The 19,604-nt window shown below is 72.8% G+C and carries 13 protein-coding genes; 4 read left to right on the top strand and 9 right to left on the bottom strand.

Annotated features, from left to right (window positions below; genetic code table 11):
* Nucleotides 1–521: 521 nt before the first annotated feature.
* From WME85_RS16875 to WME85_RS16865, 3 genes are all read right to left on the bottom strand, one after another.
* Nucleotides 522–908 carry a GNAT family N-acetyltransferase gene (locus WME85_RS16875; protein ID WP_437839505.1) on the bottom strand — a complete coding sequence of 129 codons (387 nt, stop codon included), beginning with the start codon at nucleotides 906–908 and terminating at the stop codon, nucleotides 522–524.
* 202 nt (nucleotides 909–1,110) lie between these two features.
* The gene (locus WME85_RS16870; RefSeq protein ID WP_437839503.1) at nucleotides 1,111–1,863 is read right to left on the bottom strand and encodes a hypothetical protein; all 753 of its coding nucleotides are present in this window, start codon (nucleotides 1,861–1,863) and stop codon (nucleotides 1,111–1,113) included.
* Complete coding sequence (locus WME85_RS16865; RefSeq protein WP_437839500.1) at nucleotides 1,856–2,977, bottom strand: AAA family ATPase; 1,122 nt, start codon at nucleotides 2,975–2,977, stop codon at nucleotides 1,856–1,858. Before WME85_RS16865 ends, WME85_RS16870 begins: the two co-directional genes overlap by 8 nt.
* 403 nt (nucleotides 2,978–3,380) lie before the next feature.
* Here WME85_RS16865 and WME85_RS16860 point away from each other — a divergent pair, with 403 nt between their 5' ends.
* Together WME85_RS16860 and WME85_RS16855 are read left to right on the top strand one after the other, a co-directional pair.
* The gene (locus WME85_RS16860; RefSeq protein ID WP_437839498.1) at nucleotides 3,381–5,072 is read left to right on the top strand and encodes a L,D-transpeptidase; all 1,692 of its coding nucleotides are present in this window, start codon (nucleotides 3,381–3,383) and stop codon (nucleotides 5,070–5,072) included.
* Between the two features lie 155 nt (nucleotides 5,073–5,227).
* Nucleotides 5,228–6,529: a UDP-glucose dehydrogenase family protein gene (locus tag WME85_RS16855; RefSeq protein ID WP_437839496.1), complete on the top strand. Its 1,302-nt coding sequence runs from the start codon at nucleotides 5,228–5,230 to the stop codon at nucleotides 6,527–6,529.
* A gap of 17 nt (nucleotides 6,530–6,546) precedes the next feature.
* Here the strand turns inward: WME85_RS16855 and WME85_RS16850 are convergent, their stop codons facing one another.
* The 6 genes from WME85_RS16850 to WME85_RS16825 form a co-directional block, all read right to left on the bottom strand.
* Nucleotides 6,547–8,094, bottom strand: coding sequence for a sigma-54-dependent transcriptional regulator (locus WME85_RS16850; protein ID WP_437839493.1), 1,548 nt, complete (start codon nucleotides 8,092–8,094; stop codon nucleotides 6,547–6,549).
* Nucleotides 8,091–10,439, bottom strand: coding sequence for an ATP-binding protein (locus tag WME85_RS16845; RefSeq protein ID WP_437839492.1), 2,349 nt, complete (start codon nucleotides 10,437–10,439; stop codon nucleotides 8,091–8,093). Before WME85_RS16845 ends, WME85_RS16850 begins: the two co-directional genes overlap by 4 nt.
* Nucleotides 10,440–10,622: 183 nt before the next feature.
* The gene (locus WME85_RS16840) at nucleotides 10,623–12,629 is read right to left on the bottom strand and encodes a hypothetical protein (protein WP_437839489.1); all 2,007 of its coding nucleotides are present in this window, start codon (nucleotides 12,627–12,629) and stop codon (nucleotides 10,623–10,625) included.
* Nucleotides 12,626–13,732, bottom strand: coding sequence for a hypothetical protein (locus tag WME85_RS16835; RefSeq protein ID WP_437839487.1), 1,107 nt, complete (start codon nucleotides 13,730–13,732; stop codon nucleotides 12,626–12,628). Before WME85_RS16835 ends, WME85_RS16840 begins: the two co-directional genes overlap by 4 nt.
* Nucleotides 13,733–13,906: 174 nt before the next feature.
* Nucleotides 13,907–14,215 (bottom strand): hypothetical protein, encoded by a 309-nt coding sequence (locus WME85_RS16830; protein WP_437310345.1) that lies wholly within the window; start codon nucleotides 14,213–14,215, stop codon nucleotides 13,907–13,909.
* A gap of 310 nt (nucleotides 14,216–14,525) precedes the next feature.
* A complete protein-coding gene (locus WME85_RS16825; protein ID WP_437839484.1) occupies nucleotides 14,526–16,001 on the bottom strand; it encodes a DUF4178 domain-containing protein in 1,476 nt (491 codons plus the stop codon).
* Between the two features lie 205 nt (nucleotides 16,002–16,206).
* Here WME85_RS16825 and WME85_RS16820 point away from each other — a divergent pair, with 205 nt between their 5' ends.
* Nucleotides 16,207–17,799: a polyamine aminopropyltransferase gene (locus WME85_RS16820; RefSeq protein WP_437839482.1), complete on the top strand. Its 1,593-nt coding sequence runs from the start codon at nucleotides 16,207–16,209 to the stop codon at nucleotides 17,797–17,799.
* 4 nt (nucleotides 17,800–17,803) lie between these two features.
* Nucleotides 17,804–19,444: an FAD-dependent oxidoreductase gene (locus WME85_RS16815; RefSeq protein WP_437839479.1), complete on the top strand. Its 1,641-nt coding sequence runs from the start codon at nucleotides 17,804–17,806 to the stop codon at nucleotides 19,442–19,444.
* The last annotated feature ends 160 nt before the right edge of the window (nucleotides 19,445–19,604 follow it).

Here is a 19,604-nt window from a genome sequence, read left to right as displayed (position 1 = left end):
CCGCGCCCCCTCGCGAGGGGGGTGCGGTCGATCCAGGACCGAACCGGAGGGCCTCCGAAGGCCGCGCCGGCACATCGCGACCTGCCCGCGCCCCCTCGCAAGGGGGTCTGGTCGATCCAGGACCGAACCGGAGGGCCTCCGAAGGCCGTGCCGGCACATCGCGACCTGCCCGCGCCCCCTCGCAAGGGGGTCTGGTCGATCCAGGACCGAACCGGCCCCCTCAAAAGGGGGGTGCGGTCGATCCAGGACCGAACCGGCCCCCTCAAAAGGGGGGTGCGGTCGATCCAGGACCGAACCGGCCCCCTCAAAAGGGGGGTGCGGTCGATCCAGGACCGAACCGGCCCCCTCAAAAGGGGGGTGCGGTCGATCCAGGACCGAACCGGAGGGCCTGCGAAGGCCGCCCCGGCACATCGCGACCTGCCCGCGCCCCTCGCGGGGGGGTGCGGCCGGTCCAAGGCCCAGCCGGAGGAGCGCCTCCGGAGCCCGCCGATACGGGAGCGCCTCGGGAGCGCGGGTTCGCTTCATCCCCCGAGCTTCATCAGCCCGGCCTCGGTCGGCGCGAAGCCGCAGCCCCGGTAGAAGCCGGCGAGGTGCGGCTCGAAATCCACGTGCAGCCACCACATGCCGCGCTCTCGCGCCACGCCGGCCGCGCGTGACACGAGCCCGCGCCCGACGCCGCGGCGGCGGTGCGCAGGGTGGACCGTCGTGTCCAGCAGGAAGGCGTGGATGCCGCCGTCCCACGCCAAGTTGACGTAACCGATCAGGCGCTCTCCGGTGAAGGCGCATACGAAGGCGAGGCTGTGCGCGTGCTGCCGCGCGAAGTCGGCTGGTTCGTGAGCAGGCCAGGAGGTGACGAAGAGCGCGTTGAGGGCGTCGTTGCCCACGACGGGGTTTACTCGATATTCCATCGAAGGCATGGACCTGCTCGCGCTCAGCGCGTCTGGGGCGGGGGAAAACAGGAGAGGCCCGGGAGATCGGCCAGCTATGCCGCCGACAGCGACAGAGCCGCTCGCCCGCAGGGATTCATAGCGGAACCGATCGCGGTGGTCACCTCGGACATCAGGCAGTCGACTCGGGATCCCGGCAAGCTGAGCCGGAGAGGGCCGCTGGTCAGCGCCTCGCGACGTGGCCGAAGAGAGGCGCGAGGCGCGCTTCGATCTCATCGAGGTAGTCCATGAGTCCAGTCGCGGCGCCTCGCTGCTTCAGGACGGCCAGGGGAGGCTCTTTCATACATGCTTCCTCCCGCTCCTGATCCCCGCCTGTGAGCGCATTGAGCACTCGCTTGGCGTCGCGCTTCGCGCCATCCTCGCTCGCCGTGAGCTGCTCGGCTTCCGAGCGAGGATCGAAACCGAGCTCCTTGCGTTCGCGCTCGAGGAGCGCTATCTCGGCATCGTCGCGGGGCTCGAAGCCAGCGAGGATCCAGCACTCTCGCTTGGTGTCGGCGACGCCGATGACGACCGGGAAGCGCCACAGCTGTGCGTCCCGCGCCTGCTCGAAGCCCTCACGACGCCGGCTCAGCTTGTCCGCGTCACGCACGAGGATCACGGCGTCCGGAGGAGGATCGAGCGTGGCGAGAAGCTTCAGCGCCTGCTCAGCCATCGCCGCATCCGGAGCTCGGGGCTCTCCGCGGGAAAACCCGTGTGCGACGACATGTCGCTCCTTTGCCATTGCCTTCATTCTCGTCCACTTCAGGCAAGAATCCTGACGGTGTTCGCCATGATAGCCGCGAAAGAGCTCGATCGACTCCTCGTCGATCCAGTCAACATTTTCACAGAGCACTCGATCACAGAGCGCGCATGCCGTGCGCCGGTCGGCGTCCGCTTCACATACGACCGCTATCGCGTAAGCCGCTTGCTCAGGCATGGGGCTGCGCGCCTCGTTCGCGTACCCAGTCCTCACCCACCATGCTCCAGATCTCTCCGGGGCTCATGAACTCCTTCCAGCGTTCAAACTGCGGATGTTCGTTCAGTCGGGCCCACCTCACGGCACCGGTCTCGTCGGCGATCATCAGTCGAACCTCCTCAGGCTCGAGATGATCGATGAGGTAGGGGGAATGACTCGTCGCGACAATCTGCAGTTCAGGAAACGCTTCGAGGAGCTTGCGGACCTGCGCGACCAGATCGGCGATGGCCCTCGGATGGATCGCGCGCTCAAGGTCGTCGATGAGGAGCAAGTGGGCGCCCTTACGACTCATGATTGCCGTCAAGATACCCAACACGATGAGCGTCCCCTCGCTCGCGGCATGCGCTGGCAGGTTGGCCGCCCCCCGCATGTCCAGCACGGCACGATGGCCGACGTATTCTCGCTCGACGGTGCTTGTCATCGCCTGGCCATTGATCGTAACCCGCTGGATCTCGGGCCGCTTCACCGCTGAACGCTCCAGGCGGATCCTCTCCACAGAGGGGATGACTGCGCGCAGCGCCTCCTCCACGCGCCGGAAGTCGTCGGCACGCGAGATGAGCATCTCGGCGAGCACGGCGGCCAGACCATCGCCGTCCGGCTCTATTCGCGGGACGAGAGAGGCGCTGTAAGATGGCTGCGCGAGCTTGGACGCATCGAGCCTGAGCAAGTCCGCTGGAACGCGGACACCATCGATCACTTCGCGAGCCTCATCTGATAGATGAGAGCTAGCCCCCGGGTACGTGATCACGTGGTCGCCGTATTCAACGGTAACGCGCCGTTCCCAGTGGACATCGTCGTAGTCCTCTGCCCAGAGGTGGATCGAGCCCGCCCTGCCCTTCCAGATTCCTGTGCATCGAATCTCGATCGGCTCGCTGGCGCCGTGAGAGCGGAGCACCGACGGATGTCGTTCACCTTCCAGTAGCGACCAAGGGTCTTCCGCGTGGAGATACGCCAACCCTTGAAGCACGCTCGTCTTTCCAGAGGCGTTCGGCCCCACCAGCACCGTGAACCGCTCGAGCGGGAGGCAGATCTCCCGCAGCGCCTTGAAATTCTTGAAGCTGACGGTCTCGATCATGGCCCTGCACCGAGGTCCTCCACCGGTCCCCCGGGAGCCTAGACGACCCCGTCCATCCCGGCTACCTCGCGCGCCTGACCGGCTCGCCCTCCGGCTTCCGCCAGCATCGAGAGCGCCCGGCTCCTCGCTGCGCCGGGAAGTTGGACCGAACTCGCTTCCGTCTCGGCGTGGCTCTATGAAACGCCGCGGGGTTCAGTCGAGCGGCGCTGGCGCTTCGCGCTGCGCCTCGCCCGGCAACGGTCGCCTTCACGCGCACGTGTCACTCGTCTCAGCGCCACGATCTGTGCTGAACGCCACCATCCACGCGAACCGGGCAAGGGCGGGAGCGGATCGTCCCCAGGACACGCCCGGCCCGCCGAAAACTGGCCTGCCTCCCCCTCCTGTGCATTACGGTCGCCCTGCCATGGACACGCCGCCCCGAACGCGCGCCGCAGCCCCGCTCGCGGCGAGCCGCCATGCCCTCGCCCTCCTCGCCCTCGCCGCGCTCCTCCCGGGCTGCGGCCAGTCGTCCAGCAACACGCCCGAGTCGCCGGTCGAGCACCAGGGCGCCGGCGATGGCCAGAAGCCCGCGGGCGCCTCGCCCTCCGCCGCCGCCGCCGCGTCCCCCGCCGCCCCCGCCGCGGCCGAGGACGAGCCCCCGCCCGGCCAGCCCGCGGGCCCGCCGATCGTCTCGCTCTCCGGCGTCGCCACCCCGCCCCAGCCGCCCCCCGAGGGCAGCCCGCGGCTCGCCAGCATCGCGATGCTCACGCGCGTCTACGCCCGGCCCAGCACCGCCGCCAAGCGCGTCGGCTTCCTGCGCGCCGGCGCGGTCGTGGAGATGGATCCCGAGCCCGCCGGCACCGAAGGCTGCCCCGGGGGCTTCCGCAAGATCAAGCCGTTCGGCTACGTGTGCCTCGGCCTGGACGCGACCCTCGACCTCGATCACGAGATCGTCCGCGCCACGGCCCGCCGCCCCGACGTCACGCAGAAGCTCCCGTACATGTACGGCACCGTGACGCGCGGCGGCCCTGCCTACGCGCGCATCCCCACCGAGGACGACCTCGCGCGGTACGAGCCCAGCCTCAAGAAGCACCTCGACCGCTGGGCCAAGGACGAGCAGAGCGGCGCCACCTACGGCCTCGACGTGTGGCTCAAGTGGCGCACCGAGCCCGCGCCTCCCGCGCTCGACGCGCTCGCGCAGCGGATCACCGACCGCGACGTCCCCTGGTTCCTGCGCGACGGCCGGCGCGCCCCCAACCTCTCCGGCCTGATCAAGACCGACGACGCCGTGAAGATCGACGAGGTCTCGCGGCGCAACGGCATGGCCTTCATCGAGTCCTTCCTCCACGAGGGCCGGCGCTACAACGTCACCACCGACCTCCGGGTCGTCCCCGCCGATCGCTTCCGCCCCATCCGCGGGTCGGACTTCCACGGCGTCGAGATCGGCAAGGACATCGACTTCCCCTTCGCGCTCGTGCGCCGCGCCGGCGGCAAGCGGTGGCGCGTCGAGGGCAAGAAGCTCGTCGAGGGCGGCGAGCTCGAGTGGCGCGCGGCCGTGCCCCTCACCGGGAAGCAGCAGTTCTTCGGTGGAAAGCTCCACTACGAGACCAAGGACGGCGACTGGGTCGACGACCGCCACGCCGGCCGCATCGACCCCGCGAAGAAGATGCCGGCCTGGGGCAAGAACGGCGAGAAGTGGCTCGACGTCAACCTCACGAAGCAGGTGCTCGTCGCCTACGAGGGCACGAAGCCCGTCTATGCCACGCTCATCTCGAGCGGCGAGGCCGGGCTCGAGGATCACGAGTCCACCACCGCGACCAAGCGCGGGATCTTCCGGATTCACACGAAGTACATCTCCATCACCATGGACTCGGACGCGGTAGGTGAGGAGTTCGAGCTGCGCGACGTCCCCTACGTGCAGTACTTCGAGGATGGGTATGCGCTGCACGGCGCCTACTGGCACGACAAGTTCGGCCGCCCGAAGAGCCACGGCTGCATCAACCTGTCTCCGGAGGACGCGCGCCGCCTCTTCTTCTGGACCGAGCCCGCCGTCCCGCCGGGCTGGCACGGCGCGGCGCGCTCGCTCACCGGAACGGTGGTTTTCGTACACCCCTGAGCCACGCGGCCCCCGGCGCGTCAAGCGCCCGGCGGCCCCGCCCCGGGCGCGGCCGCCGTGCGCGCACGCTGCAGGAGCGGGACCTGTCGATCGCAGGCCACACTTCGCGCGACTGCCGGCTCGAACAGCAGCGGAGTCGTGGTAGCGTCCCGCCCATGCAGCTTGCCGTCGTTGGAACAGGGTACGTCGGCCTGGTGGCCGGCGCGGGTTTCGCGGATTTCGGGAACGACGTGGCGTGCGTCGACGTGTCCGCTGCAAAGATCGAGATGCTGAAGCGCGGCGAGGTGCCGATCTACGAGCCCGGCCTCGACGTGCTGATCGCGAAGAACGCGCGCGACGGCAGGCTCCGGTTCTCCACGGACGTGGCCGGCGCCATCCGCGACGCGGAGATCGTCTTCATCGCCGTCGGGACGCCGCAGGCCGACGACGGCTCCGCCGACCTCTCCGCCGTCGAGGCCGTCGGCGAGACGATCGGCAAGAACCTGAACAACTTCAAGGTGATCGCCACGAAGAGCACGGTCCCGGTAGGGACGGCGGACAGGCTCCGGCAGATCATCGGCGCGCACACCTCCCAGTCGTTCGCCGTCGCGTCGAACCCGGAGTTCCTCAAGGAGGGCGACGCGGTGAACGACTTCATGAAGCCGGACCGCGTGATCATCGGCTCGGACGACCCGAAGGCGCGCGAGATCCTGCGCCACCTGTACAACCCGTTCGTCCGGGCGAGCGACCGCATCCAGCTCATGGACGCCCGCTCGGCCGAGCTCACCAAGTACGCGGCCAACGCCCTGCTCGCGTCGCGCATCTCGTTCATGAACGACCTCGCCGTCCTGGCGGAGAAGGTCGGCGCCGACATCGAGCTCGTGCGCAAGGGCGTCGGGTCCGACCCCCGCATCGGCACGAAGTTCCTCTTTGCCGGCCCGGGGTTCGGCGGCTCCTGCTTTCCCAAGGACCTCTCGGCCATCCTCCACACGGCGAGCACGGTGGGGCACGACCTGGAGATCGTCCGCGCGACGGAGCGGATCAACGCGCGGCAGAAGCGGCTGCTCGCCAGCAAGGTGAGCGCCCACTTCGACGGCGCGCTGAAGGGCAAGACGATCGCGGTCTGGGGGCTGGCGTTCAAGCCGCAGACCGACGACATCCGCGAGGCGCCCGCGCTCACGCTGATCGACGCGCTGCTCGAGGCGGGCGCGACGGTCCAGGCGCACGACCCGCAGGCGATGCCGAACGTGCGCGCGATCTACGGCAACCGCATCCTCCTGAGCGACAACATGTACGGCGCGGCCGAGGGCGCGGACGCGCTGGTGGTCGTCACCGAGTGGCACGAGTACCGGCGCCCCGACTTCCACCGGCTGAAGCGCATCCTGAGCTCCCCCGCGCTCTTCGACGGCCGCAACGTCTGGGAGCCCGACGAGCTCCGCGGCCTGGGCTTCACCTACACGGGCATCGGCAGGAAGTAGCGCGCGGGCGCCGCCGCTCAGGTATCGCCCGGATCCGACGGCAGCGGAATGCGCCGGCTGCTCGGCGGCTCCTCGCCGAGGTAACGCGGCGCGTTCGCCGGCGTCAGCCGGCGGCTGCTCGGCGGCTCCTCGCCGAAGTAGCGCGGCGCGTTCGCCGGCGTCAGCCGGCGGCTGCTCGGCGGCTCCTCGCCCGTGTGCCGGTCCCAGCGCCGCTCGAGCATCTTCCGGTCGACCCCGATGAGCCGCGCCGCGGCCGCCTTGTTGCCGCCGCAGCTCTCGATGGCGTGGTGCAGCACCGCGCGCTCGATCACGCGCAGCTTCGACCCGAGCCGCTCGGGCAGCGCGAGCAGCGCGCGGGCCAGCCGATCGATCTCCGCGGTGGCGTCGACGACCGGCCGCTCGCGCGCGAGCTCCTCGAGCGTGGGCACGTCGATGAGATCGTCGTCCGCGAGCAGCGCCAGCCGCTCGACCACGTTCCGGAGCTCCCGCACGTTGCCGGGCCAGGGCCGCCGGACCAGCCACGCGATCGCGTCGTCGGTGTAGCGGAGCTTGCGCGGGAGCTCCGCGGTGAACGCCAGGAGGAGCTCGATGAGATCGGCGTCGCGCTCGGCCAGCGACGGGACGTGCACCGTGACGACGTTGAGCCGGTAGAAGAGGTCCTCCCGGAAGCGCCCCTCGTGGATGCGCTTCTCCAGGTCGACGTGGGTCGCGGCGAGCACCCGGGCGCGCAGCGGGATCTCCGACTCGGCGCCGAGCGGGCGGAAGCGGCGGTCCTCGAGGACGCGGAGGAGCTTCGCCTGGAGCTCGCCGGGCATCTCGGCGATCTCGTCGAGCAGGATGGTGCCGGCGCCCGCGAGCTCGAGCTGGCCGCGCATGCGCTTCTCGGCGCCGGTGAAGGCGCCGCGCTCGTGGCCGAAGATGAGCGACTCGATGAGCGTCCCCGGCAGCGCCGAGCAGTTGACCGCCACGAACGGCTCGCCGCGCCGCGAGCTCATCTCGTGCAGCGCGCGGGCGACCATCTCCTTGCCGCAGCCCGTCTCGCCCCGGATGAGCACCGTCTTGCTCGACTCCGCGACGCGCTCGATGATCCGGCGCACGCGCTCCATCGCCGCGGACGAGCCGAGCAGCGCCTTCGTGCCGAACGTGCGGTCGACCCGCTCGCGGAGCCGCACCACCTCGCCCTTGAGGAGCAGCCGCTCGCGCTGCCCCTCGACGATCGGCAGCAGCATCTCCGGGCAGAGCTCGTCCTTCAGCACGTAGTCCTGGGCCCCGAGCCGCATCGCCTCCCGGATCTCGGAGAGCTCGCTCACCGACGTGACCATCACCGCCGGCGTGCTGCGCCCCGAGGCCCGCACCCGCCGCAGGATCTCCAGGCCGCCGCGGTCGCGCGGGTCGTCCGAGAGGCGCACGTCGAGCAAGAGGAGGTCCGGCGCGCTCCGCTCCACGGCCGCGAGCGCGTCGTCCAGGCCGACCGCCTCCAGCACCTCGACCTCGTCGAGCGCGGTCAGGATCTGCCGCAGCGTGCGGCGGCCGCTCCGCTGATCATCGACGACCAGGATCTTCACGCGACCTCTTCCTCTGCAGTCTTGGAGACGTCGGCGGCGGGGATCGAGATCACGAACCGCGTCGCGCCGTCGCGCCGCTCCGCGTCGATGGTCCACCCGTGCGCGCGGACGATGCGGTGCGTGATGGCGAGCCCGAGCCCGGTCCCGCGCGGCTTCGTCGTGTACCACGGGGCGAAGATCCGCGACGCGTCGCCCGCGATGCCCGGCCCCGTGTCCCACACGATGAGCTCGGCGCCGCTCTCCTTCGGCGCCCAGATGACGCCGATCGTGCCCTTGTCGCCGGCCGCGTCGATGCCGTTCGAGAGCAGGTTGACGAGCACCTGCGTCGCCTGATCGGGGTCGCAGCGGAGCTTCGGGGTCGCGCTCACCCGCGCCTCGATCCGCCGCTCGCCCAGCTGATCGCGCAGGAGCATCTCCGCCCGGCTCACGAGCTCCTCGACCGAGAGGCGGCGGCGATCGAGCCGCCGGTGCGTGACCTTTCGCAGCCCCATCACCAGGCGCTCGAGGCGCTCGACCTCCTCGCAGCCGATCTCGACCTCCTCGGCGTCGAGGCTGTGGTTGCTCGGCCCGCGCTGGAACACGGACCGGAAGAAGTTGATCGGGTACCGCACCTCGTGGGTGATCTCGGCCGCGAGCGTCTCGATGAGCGCCGCGCGCTCGTCGCGCCACGCGGCCGCCTGCTCGCGCCGCCGCCGCTCCAGCTCGGCGTAGCTGTGGGCGTGCGCCAGGGCGAGCGCGGCCTGGTTGCCGATGGTGCGGAGCAGGTCGAGGTCCTCGCTCGTGAACAGGGCGCCGCCGCGCTTCTTGCCCACCTCGAGGACGCCGAGCAGCCGGCCGCGGAACATGACCGTCAGCGACAGCTCGCTCGCGCTCACCTCGGGCGGGCCGAGCCCGATGATCCGCTCGCCGCTCTGCTCGTCCGCCTCGGGCTCGCCGCTTTGCTGACCGGCGCCGGCGCCGGCGGCGTCGGCCGCGTCGATCGCGATGGCGCGGAAGGTGACCCGCTCGCACGGCAGCCAGCGCGCCACGGTGCGCTCGACGGCGTCCGCGACCTGCTCGGGATCGGAGACGAGCGTCAGGTCCTCGCTGAGCTGCTCCACGGTGGGCTTGTACTCCGCGCGCGCCGGGAAGAGCGTCCGATCGCCGGCGCCGAGCGCGAGCACGACGAGCACCGCGCTGACGACGGCGGCGGGCGCGGCGACCTTGAGCGCGCCGAGCAGCGGCAGGCCGGCGTACCCCGCGCACGCGGAGCAGACGATCACCGTCAGCGCGACCATCATGCCGGTGATGAGGATCCGCGTGAGCGGGCGCGACAGGAGCGCGCGGCTCCCCCAGAGGTCGTAGCGGATGAACGCGACGACGCTCGCGACAGGCGTGAGCGCGAGCGTCGGGATCGCGAACCACGCGAGCCGAGACGCCGAGACGCCGAGCATGGCCAGCATGAAGCCGAGGGCCATCACGACGTGCGGCGGCGCCATCGCGAGCAGCAGCGCGCGCAGCGTGCGGCGGCGATCCCCCTCGGCCATGGCGAAGCGGAGGATCAGGGTGGCCGCGAAGAAGAAGAACGACGCGACCATCAGCGTCGCGCAGACGCTCCGGAGCGGGACGGTGGTCCAGCCCATGGCGTGCGAGGCGAGCAGGCCGGCGGCGAGCAAGCCGCCGAGCGCGTCCGCGATCCGGCCGCAGGCGGGGTAGCGCGCGATGAGCGGGACGTCGTCCGGCAGCCGCAGCGCCAGGGTGAAGAAGCACATCGGCACGAGCGCGTAGGCGACGTGGAAGAACGGGACCAGGTCGCGCGAGCTGTGGTAGTCGAACAGCGTGAACTGGAAGAGCGCCGTGGACAGCGCGGCGGCGGCGAAGGCGCGGGCGAGCTTGCCGCGCGGGCTCGCGCTCATCGCGATGAGCGCGGCGCCCACGTAGAGCGAGCCGACGACCATCAGCCCGCCGGCGTAGAACCACCAGGCGAGCGGATCGAGCGGGACGAGGCCGAGCTCGACGTCGCGCAGCCCCTCCGCCGTCTCGACGCGCGCGCGCACCGAGCGCTGCCCCTCGCGCGCCGCCTGCTCGACCGCGGCGTCCCAGATGCTGGCGCGGTAACGCCCCGCGGCGCTCTCGAGGCGCCAGCCGTTCACCTCGATCACGCGGTCGGGATACCGGAGGCCCTTCTGGAAGCCCTCCCAGGAAGGCAGGCCCAGGCTCGAGACAACGCCGTCCGGGTCGACGAGGACGCCAGGGAACGGCCGCTCGTACCAGCTCAGGGCGTTCCTGATCCCGGAGCCGCCCAGAACGAGCGCCGCGATGACGACCGCCGCAAGGAGCCAACGCCGATTCTCGATAGCTGGCATCGGGAGACTCGACAGCGCGTAAATTGCGCCACGAGCCAACCACGATACGCTGGAACCCCGAGTGAACCAACGGGACTCGCGCCCCGGAAGCGGCGCGGCGCCTCGGTCCCCCGCGATCCCGGCGGCTCCGTCGGCGGTGTTACGCAATATTCATTACGTTCCACGGGGGAGATGCGAGGAGTATCACTCCGCGGGCGGGGCGGCGGAGCGCGCCCGGCCGGCGCCCTCGGGGGCGTCGCGCTCGGCGGCGCCGGCGAACACGGCGGCGGCCAGCGCTCCGAAGCGCGCCTCGGCGGCCTCGACGGCGGCGGCGTCGGCCGCCGTCCGCTCGATCTGGTCGAGCAGGGCGGCGAGCTCGTCCCGCACGCGCCGCGAACGCGCGGGCGCCTGGCGGCTCGCGGCGAGCGCGCGGACGAGGACCGAGAGCTGCCGCAGCACGGCGCCCGCGCCGTGGAAGCGCTGGCGCCGGGCGTCTCCCGCGGTGAGGCGGGCGTGGCGCGCGAGCGCGCAGACGCCGTGGCAGAGGATCGGGTCGGCGAGCAGCGCGCGGACGGCCCAGCGCGCGAGGCGGCGCGAATAGAAGCCGCGGGCGAGCGAGCGCGCGGCGCGGGCGTCGTGCCGGGCGTCGTGCCAGGCGCGCGCGGCGCCGTCCTCGCCGATGAGCAGCAGCGCGAGCGCGACCGGATCGCCGGCGGCGAGGCAGGCCCGGCCCGCGTCGATGCGCCCGTAGCCGTGCTTGGCGTTGTGGCCGTCGCGGTCGCGCCCGTCGGGGAGGAGGTCCCACCGGTCGGCCACCGGCTCGGCCGACGCGGGCGCCGCGGGCGGCACCGGATCGAGCGTGCGCAGGACGAGGGCGTCGAGCTCGGGCAGGCGGAGCGCCGGGTTCCGGGACAGGACGAGGAGCAGCACGCCCGCGGCGAGGGCCGAGGCCCCGCTCGACTCGGCGTGGCAGAGCCGCTCGGCCGCCGAGCGCGCGCCGGACGCGGCGGGGAGCGGGCACGTGAGGTCGTCGCCGGGCGCGAGCCACCGCACCGCCGGGCCGCGGTTCGCGAAGGGGCGGCTGCGCCCCCGGCGGTCCCGCCAGAGGAACCAGCCCTCCCCGCGGGCACCCGGGCCGACGCAGAACACCCGCGGGTCGCTCGCGGGCTCGCCGAGCCCGAGCGAGAAGCTCGCGTGCAGCGACTCGGGCGGGCTCGACGCCTCGCGGCCGGTGGGGAACACGACGGGGCAGCCGCGCCCGCGGCGGCCGAGGCGGGCGGCGAGCTCGAGCGCGTCGTCCAGCATCGGCGTCGTCGATCCCTCGACGTACGCGGCGCACACAACGACGTCCGCGCCGTCGCTGACGGCCTGGACGATCGCGACCGGGAGGGCGAGGACGCACCCGCCCGGCTTCGGGATCAGGTAGAGCCGCGGCGAGGCGTCCGGCGCGACGCCGCGGAACCCGCCGGCGCGGCGGACCCCGACGGCCCACGCGACCATGAGCGCGCCGTGCGCCTGGCTGCGGGGCGGGTGCTCGAGCATGACCAGCACCTCGCGGTCGAGGCCGAGCTCCTCGGCCGCCCAGGCGTCGTCGTCGATCACCGCGAGGCGCATCCCGGCGCCGCTCCCGCAGCGGCGGCGATCGACGCCGACCCCGCCCTCCCCCGCGCGCAGGAACCAGCGGCCTTCCGTGGCGGGGTCGTCCCCGCCCGACGCGCCGCGCGCCGCCCACCCGCGCTCCGGCCGCGCCGCGGCGGCCGGCGCGGCGTCGAAGCGCGGGGCGATGGCGGCGCTCGGGCGGCGCGCGGAGGCGACGTAGCGCACCGGGAGCGCCGCGGCCGAGAGCGCCGCGGCGACCTCGGCGCGCCGCCCGCCGTCGGGCGAGCGGACGCGGAGCCAGAAGATCGGCGCCCGCTCGACGACCCGCTCCACCTCGACCCGGGACCAGCGCGCCGCGAGCGCCGCGGCCACGGCGCCGGGCGCCACGGCGCACCGCGTGGCGACGACGAGGTCGAGCGGACCGCCGTCGTCGTCGCACGCGGCGGTGGGGACCGGGGCATAGCCGAAGTCCCACGGCGGGCGCTCGCCGCGCGGGGCGGCCGGCGCCGAGGGCGGAGCGCTCGGGCGGCCGCGTTCCCGGCGAGCGCTCGCGGGTATCTCCTCCGGCGGGCCTGCTTTCCCCCGGGTGGCCGCCCCGCGGCCCCGGCTCATGCCAGCACGGCCTTGGCCCAGGCGTTGAGCGCGTGGGCGCGGTTGGCGAACCCGGGGCTCTCGGCCTCGCACCGCGCGAGCTCCTGCGCCTGCGCCTCCTTGCCCTCCGCCCAGGCGGCGACGCGGCGGGCGCCGAGGGCGGCGGCGCGCCGGCGGGCGGCGCGGAAGCACCGGCGCTCGCCGTCGAGCATCACCCCGAGCACGCCGGAGTCGAGGACCATGCTGCGGACGGGGATCAGCGAGGAAGGCGCGCTGGACGCCGGCGGCTCGCTCCGCCCCTTCGGGGTCGCGGCGATGCCCCAGGGCGGCGTGCCGAGCGGCCCGTACGCGGCCGCGCGGCGGCTGTGCGCCCCGGGGGCGCGGTCCCGCCCGTCGGCGGGCGGCTCGGCGGGCTCGCCGTGCGCGCGCGATCGGAGCTCCGAGGCGAGGACGACGGCCCAGGCGCCGCCGCGCTGGTAGTCGTCCTGCCAGTCCATCACGTCGTCATGGAGCTGCAGCCCGAGCCACACCGACGAGAGCAGCCGCGCCAGCACCTCGCGCTGCGCGGCCGTCCAGCCGGCGGCGTGCGCCAGGGCGATCGACGCCGGGAAGCCGACGCTCTGCTTGGCGAGGGAGAGCGCGTAGTAGCGGCTGAAGCCGACGGGCTCGCCGCTCGCGAGCAGGGTGCGCTCGGCCTCGATGGCGAGCAGCGTGGCGTCGTCCGCGCGGGCGAAGTCGATGGCCGGGTCGTCGACGTCGGGGGCGACGCGGCGGAGGGCCTCGTCGCGCGCCCGCCGCGCGTGGGCCAGGATGGCCTCGAGCTGCCAGGTCGGGCGGACCTGCGCGTCCTGGATGCGGTCGGTGCCGAACGCCTCGATGACGGCCAGGAGGTGCGCGAGGAGGGCGTCCTGCACCGTGGCCCCCTTGACCCCCGGCATGGCCTCCGCGAGCAGCGCGGGCGCGGCCAGGGTGAACTCGTTCTTGAAAACGGCGCTCCAGGGCACGTCGCGCGACGGCGACAGGCCGAGCGTGTGGGCCAGCCCCTGCGCCTCGGCGTGCAGCATCCCGGGGAGCGTCCGCCAGAACGCCTTGTAGAGCTCGTCGACCCAGAGCGCCTCATCCATGCGCGGGCGCCTCCTTCGCCGGGCGCGCAGCGGCATCGCGCACGCCGCGCACGCCGCGCGCGCCGCGCGTGGCCCGGGCGCTCCGGGCGCCGGTAGATGGCACCGGGGCGGAGCCGCGCCGGTGAGACGTACGCCGATGGCGGTGCAACCCCGCCTGTCGCCTGCGCCGCAGCATCAATAAATGTTCGACTCCTTCCAGGGCGACAGGCACACGTTGATGCGCTCCTCGACCACGATCGCGCGCCACTGGAGCACCTGGGAGGCGCTCAGCCCGTCGAAGAAGCCGCCGATCCAGGAGCGGATGCGGCAATTGAGCAGCGCGCGGACACTGGCCGCATCCGCCGGCTCCTCGTCGGCCTCGGGCGCGACGATGTAGAGCGCGAGCAGCTGCTTGAACTCATCGAAGTGCTCCTGGTTCCGGAGCAGGGAGATGTAGAGCGCCCGCAGCTGTGCGTGCGGGTCGACCGAATTCACGGTTTGCATGGACCTCCGTCACCGGTCCGTGCCGGCTTCGGGCGCCACATTGCACGTCACGGGCCGCCGTCGACCAGCACGTAAACTGTTGAAATCATTCGACCGCTATGGCCGGCCGGCGGTGAGCGGTACCCGAAACCGACCATCGATTGCCCGAATCCGACCGTTCCGCCCGGCGCGAGATCGCGCCCGCCGCGGAGGTGGACATGAACATGTCCAACCCCGTCGCCGGCCGACTCGGCATCAGCCGGATCGCGTCACGCGCGCCGGAGCGACGTTGCTCGATTCACATCCAGCCGAATCGGGCAGTGAAGCTGGATCACTTCCCGCCGCCGAAGCTCGGACTGCCACCGCTCGGGACGAAGAGGATGCCGCCGGAGCCGCCGCCCCCACCGCAGTCGCTGAACGCGACGAGGAGGATGAGGACGACGATCACGATGACGATGAGGAGGAGGACCGAGCCGCCGCCCGAGCCCCCCCCGCCGCCCGGCGCGGCGCGCGGCGGCGGCGACAGGCTGAAGGCGGTGGCGAGCTCCTTGCCCGGCAGCGGCGAGCAGAACGACACGCTGACCTCGGTCGGGGCCTGCTCGATGCTGATCTTGCCGCCCGGGCCCTGGTACTCCGTGGCCTGGACCGCCTCGCCGATCTCGACCTTCCAGTAGAACTCGCCGATGACGTACTCCACCTCGGCGTTGACGCGCTGCTTGAACGAGTACGTCTGTCCCTTGTAGCTCGCGGTCCCACCCATCGGCTGGACCTCGCCGGGCGAGAGCGGCGTCACGAGCTGCCACGCGCCGTCCTCCTCCATGAGCCACAGGTAGCCGACGCTCGGCCCGCCGTAGAGCAGGTACTCCCGCCAGCGGTAGCGCTCGCCCTCCACCGTGCAGCCGCGGATGACGAAGCCGATGCAGAGCACGCGCATGCCGCGGAGCTGGCCCTCGGCGCCGAGGGGGACGTACGGCTCGACGGGCGGCCGGGGGACCTGGCCGAGCGCGACGAGGGCGCCCTTCGTGAGGTCGCTCGCGGTGCCGCAGTACCGGCAGACGATGCGCTCCGTGGTGCCAGGGGCGGCGAGCGGCAGGTTGCCGCCGCAGTTCGGGCACGCGACGGCCGTCACCTGCGCCGCGGGCTGGTCCACGGGCGCGCCGGAGTCGAGCCGCAGCTCGGCCGGATCGATCTGCCGTCCCAGGTAGAGCTTCGGCGGGATGCCCCGGCCGTCGCCGTAGTCGAGCGTCCCGAACTCGCCCCGCGGCCCCGCGATGTCGACGAACCCGGTCACCACCCCCGGCGGGGCGACGTGGGGCATCTCACCTTCGGCCGAGATGACGCGCCGGCGGCCGACCTCGACGACGGTGAACATCCCGTGCCCCTCGAGGTGGACGCGGCCGCCGGGCTGGAGAGAGGTCCACTGCGGCAGCCCGTTCAGCGGGAGCGGCGCCTCGCTGGTCGCGTACCAGCGCCCCTGGGCGAAGGCGACCCACGTCCAGCGGCCGCTGCTCGGGAACGCGATGAAGATCTCCTGCCAGGGCGCGCCGGGCGCGCCGGCGCGATCGAGCTGCACGCGGCCATCGACGACGAACGGCTCGTTGCCCCAGCGTCCGGTGACCCCGACCTGCAGGGGCGTCGGGATCTCGACGAGGTCGGCGACGCGCCCGACGGCGCGGAGGTCCCGGTCGGTGCGGGCGACGACGAACTTGCAGTGCTTGCACACCTGCGCCATCGCGCCCGCGAAGCGAAACGTGATCGGCGCGCCGCACGAGGGGCACGCGGCTGCTCGGTCGAAGGGCGTGCTCACGCGAGCACCATACTAGAAGCGAAGGCCAGGGAAGAAAAAGCGTTTCGACCGCTGGTGGGGCTTGTCTTCGCTCGTCTTCACTCATCTTCGCTCGTCTTCACTCATCTTCCCTCGTCTTCCCTCGTCTCCCGCCGCGGCGTCATCACGCGCGGAGGCGCGTCCGAGGAGGCTGTGGTCCAGCACGAGCGGTGCTAGGACCGCGCCGATGCCGGCCACCACGGAGAGCTCGACGGGAGCCGACGGCGCCCCTCGCGGAGACGCCCCGGCGGCGCAGCCGCTGCCCCGGCTCGTGCACCCGGCGCTCCTCGCGAGCGTGTTCGTCATCGCCACGTCGGGGCTCATCTACGAGCTCATCACCGGCACGCTCGCGAGCTATGTCCTCGGCGACTCGGTGACGCAGTTCAGCTTCGTCATCGGCCTCTACCTGTTCGCGATGGGGATCGGCTCGTACCTCTCGCAGTACATCGAGAGCCGCCTGCTGGAGCGCTTCGTCGAGATCGAGCTCGGCCTCGCGCTCGTGGGCGGGCTCTCCGCGCCGATGCTCTTCCGCGTCTACACCGCGGTCGGGGCGTTCCGCGCGCTCCTCTACTCGCTGGTGCTGCTCACCGGCGTGCTCGTGGGGCTCGAGATCCCGCTGCTCATCCGGCTGCTCAACTTCTCCCTGGACCTCAAGCGGCTCGTCGCGCGGGTGCTCACGCTCGACTACGTCGGCGCCCTCGCCGCGAGCCTGCTCTTCCCCTCGATCTTCCTGCCGCGCCTCGGGATCCACCAGACGAGCCTCTTCTTCGGCCTGCTCAACGCGGCGGTCGCGCTCACGAGCACGTTCCTCTTCCCGCTCGAGCGCGCGGTCGTCGTCCGGCTGCGGACGCTCTGCGTGGTCGTGATCGCGGGGCTCGGGGTCGCCTTCGCGCTCGTCTCGCGCTTCGTCGAGCGCTCGGAGGCCCTCTACTTCGGGGCGCCGATCGTCTACGCGGCGCAGTCGCCGTACCAGCGCATCGTCGTCACGAGGAGCCCGCGCACGACGCGCCTCTTCCTGAACGGCAACCTCCAGTTCTCGTCGGACGACGAGCACCGCTACCACGAGGTGCTCGTGCACCCGGCCGTCGCCGCGCTGGGGCGCGATCCGCGGCGCGCGCTGATCCTCGGCGGCGGCGACGGGCTCGCCGCGCGCGAGCTGCTCCGCTACCCGTCGGTGGAGCAGATCCTGCTCGTCGACCTCGACGCCGCGGTCACCAGCGCCTTCCGCGACCTGCCGCTCGCCGCCGACCTGAACGGGGGCTCGCTCCGCGATCCGCGCGTCGTCGTCCGCAACGAGGACGCGTTCAAGTACCTCGAGGAGTCGACCGAGTCGTTCGACCTCGCGATCGTCGACTTCCCGGACCCGGGCAACTACGCCGTCGGCAAGCTGTACACGGACGCCTTCTACCACCTGCTCCGGCAGCGGATCTCCGTGCGCGGGCTCGCCGTCGTCCAGGCGACGTCGCCGCACTACGCGCGCGAGTCGTTCTGGTGCGTCGTGACCACGCTCGAGGCGGCTGGCTGGAAGACGGCGCCGCTGCACGTCTACGTGCCGAGCTTCGGCGAGTGGGGCTTCATCCTGGCCGGCGGCGAGGGGCTCTCCGCGCCCGGCGTCCTCCGGATCGATCCGACGCGGCTCCGCTACCTCGACTCGAGCGGCCTGCCGGAGCTCTTCCGGTTCCCGCGCGACCTCGGCCGGGTCGAGGCGCCGGTGAACCGGCTGAACGACCAGAAGCTCGTCTCCGTGTACACGCGCGAGTGGGCGGAGTGGTCGCGGTGATCCCGTGAACCGCCGCGGCTTCCTGAGCTCCGTCGCCGCGGGCTGGCTCGTGCACACGGCCGCCCCGGGCCGGCCGCCGCTCGCCGGCGATGTCGTCGGCGCGGCGCACGGCGCGGGTCACCTGCTCCGGGGCGGCGCCCCGCGCGCGCCGGCGTCAGGCCCCGCGGAGCGCGCGGACGTCGTCATCGTCGGCGGCGGGGTGAGCGGGCTGTCGGCCGCGTGGCGGCTCGCCGGCGCCGGGCTCGACCTGCGGGTGCTCGAGCTCGAGCCGCGGCCCGGCGGCACGAGCGCCTGGGGCGAGGACGGCGTCGTGCCGTACCCGTGGGGCGCGCACTACCTCGCGGCGCCGAACGTCGAGGCGCGCGCGACGCTGCGGCTGCTCGAGCAGATGGGCGTCCTCACCGGCTGGGACGCGGCCGGGCGCCCCACGTTCGATCCGCGCAGGCTCTGCCACGCGCCGGGCGAGCGGCTGTTCTACGAGGGCGCGTGGCACGCCGGCCTCGCGCCTGTCGACGCGCTCCCGGCCGACGCGCTGGAGGAGCTCGATCGGTTCCACGCGCTCGAGGAGGAGCTCACCGAGCTCACCGGCCGGGACGGGCGCGCGGCGTTCCAGATCCCGCTCGCTCGCTCGTCGCGCGATCCCGATCTCCTCGAGCTCGACCGGATGAGCATGGCGGCGTGGCTCGACCGCGAGGGGTACAGCACGCCCTTCCTGCGCTGGTACGTGCGCTACGCGATGCTCGACGACTTCGGCGGCGAGCCGGAGGAGATCTCGGCCTGGGCGGGGCTGCACTACTTCGCGGGGCGCAAGGTGCGCACGCCGGAGCTCGCGGGCAGCCACTACCTCATCTGGCCCGAGGGCAACGGCCGGCTCGTGAAGGCGCTGCTCGAGCGCGCGGCGCCGCGCGTGTCGCTGGGCGCGCTCGTCACGTCGGTGCGCTCGCGGCCGGAGGGCGGCGTCGAGGTCGTCTACACCGACGTGCAGCGCGGCGAAGCGCGCCGCGTCGAGGCGCGCGCGGCGATCCTCGCGGCGCCCGCGTTCGTCGTGCGCCGGCTCCTCGCGGGCGGCGCGTCCGGCGAGCTGCCGGAGCGGACCGCGTCGGCGTGGCTCGTGGCGAACCTGCACGTCGAGCGGCCCATCGACCCCAATCACGCGTGGGATTCCGTTCTCTACGGCGCCGAAGGGCTCGGCTACGTGGACGCGCGCCACCAGCTCACCGATCTCGCGGCGGCGACGACGCAGCGGTCGCGCCTCGCGACGCCGGTGCAGCGCACGGTGCTGACCTACTACCGCGCCTTCGGCGGGCCCGACGTGGCGGCCGCGCGCGCGGCGCTGCTCGGCGCGCCGTGGGCGTCGCTCGCCGACGGCGTGCTGCGCGATCTCGCGCCGGCGCACCCGCACCTGCGCGACGACGTCGAGCGGATGGACGTGATGATCTGGGGCCACGCGATGCCGCGCCCGCGCCCAGGCTTCCTCGGCGCGCGGCCGTTCGAGCCGCCCTGCGCGCTCGCCGAGCGCGTCGCGTGGGCGCACGTCGATCAGCCGGGGATGGCGCTCTTCGAGGAGGCGCAGGCGTGCGGCGTGCGCGCCGCCGAGACGATCGCCGCCGAGCTCGAGGTCGCGATCGGCGAGAGCTGGCTCTGAGCGCGCGCGCGGCGAGCGTCGCGCGGCGCGCGTCCTGCGGTCCAACGCGTCCGAAGCGGGCGGCGCGCGCTCGTCCGGGCGTGCGCGGCGGGGAAATCCACGTCCCACCTCATCTTTCAAGAGCAAAGTGCGCGCGGCGAGCGGACGCCTCCGGGGTGGT

It is taken from the genome of Sorangium sp. So ce1153 (assembly GCF_051521595.1).
Classification (GTDB): domain Bacteria; phylum Myxococcota_A; class Polyangia; order Polyangiales; family Polyangiaceae; genus Sorangium.
Note: the sequence above shows the minus strand (reverse complement) of the source record. Positions and strands in the feature narration are given on the sequence as shown.

Excerpts from the sequence above, each read along its gene's own strand:
- WME85_RS16835 (WP_437839487.1), bottom strand. The coding sequence starts at position 13,732 with ATGGATGAGGCGCTCTGGGTCGACGAGCTCTACAAGGCGTTCTGGCGG.
- WME85_RS16820 (WP_437839482.1), top strand. The coding sequence starts at position 16,207 with ATGCCGGCCACCACGGAGAGCTCGACGGGAGCCGACGGCGCCCCTCGC.
- WME85_RS16870 (WP_437839503.1), bottom strand. The coding sequence starts at position 1,863 with ATGCCTGAGCAAGCGGCTTACGCGATAGCGGTCGTATGTGAAGCGGAC.
- WME85_RS16865 (WP_437839500.1), bottom strand. The coding sequence starts at position 2,977 with ATGATCGAGACCGTCAGCTTCAAGAATTTCAAGGCGCTGCGGGAGATC.
- WME85_RS16855 (WP_437839496.1), top strand. The coding sequence starts at position 5,228 with ATGCAGCTTGCCGTCGTTGGAACAGGGTACGTCGGCCTGGTGGCCGGC.
- WME85_RS16860 (WP_437839498.1), top strand. The coding sequence starts at position 3,381 with ATGGACACGCCGCCCCGAACGCGCGCCGCAGCCCCGCTCGCGGCGAGC.
- WME85_RS16840 (WP_437839489.1), bottom strand. The coding sequence starts at position 12,629 with ATGAGCCGGGGCCGCGGGGCGGCCACCCGGGGGAAAGCAGGCCCGCCG.
- WME85_RS16830 (WP_437310345.1), bottom strand. The coding sequence starts at position 14,215 with ATGCAAACCGTGAATTCGGTCGACCCGCACGCACAGCTGCGGGCGCTC.
- WME85_RS16875 (WP_437839505.1), bottom strand. The coding sequence starts at position 908 with ATGGAATATCGAGTAAACCCCGTCGTGGGCAACGACGCCCTCAACGCG.
- WME85_RS16845 (WP_437839492.1), bottom strand. The coding sequence starts at position 10,439 with ATGCCAGCTATCGAGAATCGGCGTTGGCTCCTTGCGGCGGTCGTCATC.